General features: G+C 32.1%; 2 protein-coding genes. Both read right to left on the reverse strand.

All coding sequences use genetic code 4. From position 1 onward, the window contains the following. Positions 1-371: 371 nt before the first annotated feature. The gene (locus tag P690_RS0103865; protein ID WP_027122422.1) at positions 372-2,408 is read right to left on the reverse strand and encodes an FIVAR domain-containing protein; all 2,037 of its coding nucleotides are present in this window, start codon (positions 2,406-2,408) and stop codon (positions 372-374) included. 258 nt (positions 2,409-2,666) lie between these two features. Further along, positions 2,667-4,433, reverse strand: a 1,767-nt coding sequence (locus P690_RS04170; RefSeq protein ID WP_036459732.1) for an FIVAR domain-containing protein, incomplete at its 5' end; no start/stop codon positions are given.

Below are 4,433 nucleotides of genomic sequence, written 5' to 3' on the forward strand. Positions count from 1 at the left end.
TAAAGTTAAAATTCGAAATTGTGAAAAACACAAATTCTTAATTAAAAAAATATATAAAGTTCAATAAATAATAAATCGTCATTATTTTCGCGTAATAAGTGTTCGTTTTAACATGAAACGTATAAGAGCTTCTTCTTCTTCTTCTTCTTCTTCTTCTTCTTCTTCTAGAAATAGAGGGTTTTGACGTTTTTTAGCTTTTATTCAGAAAATTAAAATAATTACAAAAGTTTATTAAATAAAAAAACATGAGAATTGAATTTCTTTCAATCTCATGTCAATGTTGATGTTTTAATATAAATTGAATTAACTAACTTAGCGGTCTATTTAAATATAAGTATTTTATTTATTTTCCTTATTCTTTAGAAATGTTTTTAAGCATCTTTACTAGAATTGGTATCAGTTTCAGTTTGCGTGCTCTTTAAAGTAAAGGTTAAATTACCTATATATGGAGCATTAGTTTGATCTTCAGTTCCACCTGCAATAATAATTTTATTTAACCCTGCTTGTAACATTAAAGTACGTTGATTACCAACAAGGGTGGTATCATTATTTTCAGTAGCAGTATTAGCAGTATCAAATGTTCCTAATGTTGTTCAGTTGTTTTGTTTTAATCTAGTAATTGTAACAACATTATTAGTATCTGTTCCAGTTGAGAATTTTAATCCTCTATCTCTTGCTGTTAGATAAGAACCACTAATGTAATAATCACCACTAGCTGGAGCATTTACATATACGGTAATTGTTCTAGCATCATTATTGTTTGCTGGAGTATTATTAGTAGCTCCAGTAACCTCAACTCGACGAGGAAAGTTACCACCAATATATCCAACTAAATAAGTGGTGTCGTTTTGTTGTGAACTTGCTTTAGCACCAGTTCTTGTTAGACCCATAAATTGACGAAAGTGTATTGATCTATCAGCTGCTAAACCATAACCTTTTAGAAGATCAACTGTTACTGATGTTGAAGCATCTTTTTTGGTTACGCTATTACCGAAGATATCATCATAAACTTTATTTTGGTTATCAGCAGATGAAGTTAAGTACATATTACCAATCATCGGAGTAACTTTACCAGTCGGAACGCTAAACTCAATTTTGTTAACTCCTAATTTAAGTTTAGATAAAGTTACTGTAGCTACATTAATGTTTCCTACTGTAGGAGTTGGATTGATTTCAGTTACAGCTGCTGCTCCTTGATCAGCAAATAAGGTCATAGATGATGAGTTCTGAGCTGCGCCTTCACCTGCTGCCTGATCGCCAGAAGGTTGAGCAGTTACTTCATTAGTTTCGGTTGTTTCGTTTATTGCTGGCGCTTGAGTAAACTGAATCATTTTAGCATCTGCATCATTTAGTTTGTATTGCAAACCAAATTTAGTTGCATCTTCGTTTTTTACCAACTTATAAAGGAAATATAAGTAAGCAGTAGTTGGACCATAGTAAGTAAATTCTAAAGCGTATTTAGTACCTTCTCCAGCTAAACTATAAATTCATGATACGTCCGTTAATGGATCAGCGTTTGCTTCAGTAGTTACTGGAATAGTTATATTGTCATTTGCAGATTTGTTTTTTCAAACTTTTCTTTGAGCAAAATATCAACCTGATTGATTGTTGCTTGTATTATTAAAACTAATATTACCACTATAACCTACATAACTATAGTTTGCTGGTTGTTCATTATTAGCGTGCGCTCCTGTTCCTACTGATAATTTATCTTTAGATAAAACTTGCTTTTCAAAACTTGTGTAGAAGTTATCTGCATTCTTTTTTTGATTTTCAAGACTTGTTACCGCTGTTGTAATATTAGTATTAAGCTCTTCTACCTTATTTTGAGTTGGACTATCACCACTAGCAGGTATTAATGTTGCATCCACAATTTTGGTAGCAGAATCATAAAGTGAACTTAAATTAGCTTGAATTGCGCTGTATTGAGTTTCTTTTAATGAATCTAAATTAGTAGTTTTGCTTTGCAATGCTGTTTTTAGATTATTATAAGCTGTTACTAATGCACCATTTTTACTATCAAAATCAGTTTTATCACTTGCAGCTTTTTCAATAGCTTTTTGTAGTGTTGTAGTGGCAGATGTTATGTCTGCAAAAGCTGCATTGTTATTATTTGAAGCAGTTTTAGCTGCATCATATGCTACACCTAAATCGTCTTTAATTTTTGCGTAATCTAAATATAATGCAACTTTTTCATTTTGAGTAGCTATTAAATCAGTTAAAGCCTTTTTAGCATCAGCTAATTGTTTAGCGGCACCATCATTAGGATTTGTTGGATTAGAAGGCTCAACAGGTTTAGGTGGTTCAGGATTTGGTGTAGCAGTCTGACCACAACTAGCAACAGCTAAACTAACAAATGAACCAACACCTAATAAACTAATAAACTTTAATACGTTTTTTCTTTTCACTAAAGTTAAAATTCGAAATTGTGAAAAACACAAATTCTTAATTAAAAAAATATATAAAGTTCAATAAATAATAAATCGCCATTATTTTCGCGTAAAAACTGTTGGTTTTACCTCAAAACGGATAAGAACTACTTCTTCTTCTTCTAGAAATAAAGGGTTTTGGCGTCTTTTTTTCTTTAAACCAAAATAAAAACACCAGCAACTATCGTTACTGATGTTCTATTTAATAATTTTATTTAACTAACTTAGCGTATCATCCTATTTTTCTTGGTTTTCTGAAGCAGGCATTAACGTGAATGTTAAGTTTCCTAAATTTGGAGCGTTACCATTATTGATACTACCTAAAGTTATTTTATTTAAACCTTTGGTTAGTTTTATAGTTCTTTTTTTAGTTAAAACATTAGCTTCATCTAACGTTTTACTATCAAATGTTTTTAATGGAGCACCTGTACCAGAATTTAGCTTAAAAAATTGGAAAAAATTGTTTGTTGTAGTTGATAATTTTAAAATTCTATCATCACCTGTTCTATATACGCCACCAACATAGTAATCACCATTTTGTGGAGCGTTTACGAATAATGTAAATGTACGAGAATTTCCTTTATTAAGTGGGGTATTCATTACAGGTGTTCCGCCGCTATTTCAAACTCTATCAGTTTGTCCACCAATAAATCCAATTAGGTAGTGATCGCCTAAGTCTTTGTCATCAACCGTCATATTTTTGTATTGAGCAAAGTATGTTGAATAGTCAGATGCTAGGTTATAACCCTTTAGTACATCAACAGTTACTGTACCATTACTTAATGAGTTACCAAAAATATCATCGTAAACCATTTCAGAATTGTTAGCGTTTGATGTTAAGTAGAAGTTACCAAACATCGGCGCAACTTTATCATTAGGAACTGTAAATTCGATTGTATTGTCACCAAATTTAAGTTCTGATAGCGCTACTTTAGCAACCTTAATATCATTAACTGCCGGTGCAGGATTAACCATATCAGAATTTTCAGGTGTAGTTGTTGTAGGTTCAGTAGACATTGGATGTTCTTCACCATCAGCTGCAGGCATACTTGAAGCTGGAGCTGCAAACTGAACAGCCGTTTTTGAACCACCATTTAATGAGTATTCTAATCCAATTTTGCCAGCTTGATCAGCTTTAACTAATTTATAAGGAAAGTATAAGTAACCGGTTGAGGGACCAAAGTAACTGAATTTTAAGCTGTACTTATTACCAGTACCAAGACTATAAACTCAAGATACGTCTGTTAATGGCTTGTTACCATTTTCACCATTTTGATTTTCAACTAAATAACCATCTAAAGTTAGAACGGTTCTCTTAGTATAGTTTCAAGATGGTGCCATATTATCTGTACCATTAAGATCAACACTATAACCCACAAAACTATAATTTACAGGTTGTGCATGTTCTTGAACTGGTTCATTTTCGTTAGTTAAAACACCACTTTTAGAAAGTATTTGTTTTACAAACTTAGTACCTAAATCATTAGCGTTATTCTTTTGATTCGCTAATAACTCAGAAGCCGTTGCATCGACAATAGCTTTATTAGCATTTGTTACTTTATTAGCATCAAGCGCTGTTCCATCTGCTGATTGTAATTTCATTTTTGCAACAGCTGTACCAGCAGTGTATAATGCTGTTAAGTGGTTTTTAATACCTTCAAATTGAGGTTGAGCAAATTGAGCTAGAGTTTCATCTTGCTTACTTAAGTTAGTTTTTAATTCCGTATATGATGTTACTAATGCTTCATGAGTTTTGTTAAATTCAGTCTTAGCAGTATCAGCAGCACTAATTGCAGTTTCTAAAGTTGTTTTAGCGTCTTTTAGATTTTGAGCTGTTGAATCAGTCTTATCTAAAACAGCTTGTGCAGCTGCATATGCTTTAGTTAATGTATCTTGAATTTTAGCATAGTCTTCATATAAACTAACTTTAGCCTGTTGTGAGCTGATTAATGTATTTAATTCTGCTTTTGCGGCAGCTAATTGCTTAGCGGCATCATCTTCAGG

It is taken from the genome of Mycoplasma imitans ATCC 51306 (assembly GCF_000518305.1).
GTDB lineage: Bacteria > Bacillota_I > Bacilli_A > Mycoplasmatales > Mycoplasmoidaceae > Mycoplasmoides > Mycoplasmoides imitans.